2 pseudogenes are annotated in these 1,006 nt (G+C 34.8%); both read right to left on the reverse strand.

From position 1 onward, the window contains the following. Nucleotides 1–233, reverse strand: a pseudogene (locus V7147_RS12755) (extracellular solute-binding protein); the annotation flags it as partial. Between the two features lie 237 nt (nt 234–470). Next, a pseudogene (locus V7147_RS12760) lies at nt 471–1,006 on the reverse strand (extracellular solute-binding protein); the annotation flags it as partial.

Consider the following 1,006-nt stretch of genomic DNA (forward strand, 5'->3'; position numbering starts at 1 on the left):
ATTGTGAGATCAACACCTGTTTTTTCTTCTAACAACTTTTCAATTTTGTCAGATGGAACTTCAGGTGTATGAAGGTTAGCCATAATTGTGAAGCTAACTTTCTCCTCCTTTTGTTCTTTTGGCTTTTCAGAACTCTTATTTCCTGAAGCGCTTTCATTTGAACAAGCAGCCAGTCCTCCAACCCCTATCATGAGAGCAAGGGATAGGCCTAAAAACTTCTTACTTTTCTTCAAAGTAATTCCCCCTATTTATTTTTTGTGGTGCACCTTAAATTTATCTCCATGCTATGATGTTGTGAATAATCAAATTCTCACATGTCCCTATAAACTAAGGGTTTGAAAGCACTTTCAATAATGGTTATAAGAAAATGATTATCACATTTACAAAAGGCTTTGAATTTTTCGCGAAGTAAAAAACTAACAAATGAGTGAAGACTTTTTTTACCTTCACTCATTTTAATAGGGTGTTACTTATTTCATGTTCTGATAGGTTTCATTAAATTCTTTGATAACATTGTCCCCACCAGATTTCTTCCAATCTGCAATTACTTTTTCAAACCCAGCCTTATCTAGATCACCAAGAATATATTGATAGGTAGCATCATTTATCTTTTGATTTAAAAGTTCGCCTCTTTCTGCAAATGTTGCAGAATCAAGTGGAATAGTTGGGTCATGAATTAAGTAATTTTCATTGTCTTCAATTAGTTCTTCTGCTTTTTCTTTAGCAGGTAATGTAAATACGCCTTCATATCTACCATTTGTCTTAGGTTCACCAATTTCCAGAGATTGGTATGGTTTTACCTCCCTAGTTGTTAGATCAGTGTCCTCTGAAGCTAGTGCACTACCCTCTTGGACTGTATAATGTTCGCCTTCAATTCCCCAGAAAATTAGGTTTGCTATTTCTGGAGTTGCTAGTTTATCAAAGAAGCCGAGAATTTCTTTTAATTGCTCTTCAGATTTAACAGCATATTTAGGAAATAATACGACATTTCCGTAACCTGGGATTG

Origin of the sequence: Bacillus sp. JJ1521, assembly GCF_036965165.1 — a bacterium.
Classification (GTDB): Bacteria; Bacillota; Bacilli; order Bacillales; family Bacillaceae_L; genus Ferdinandcohnia.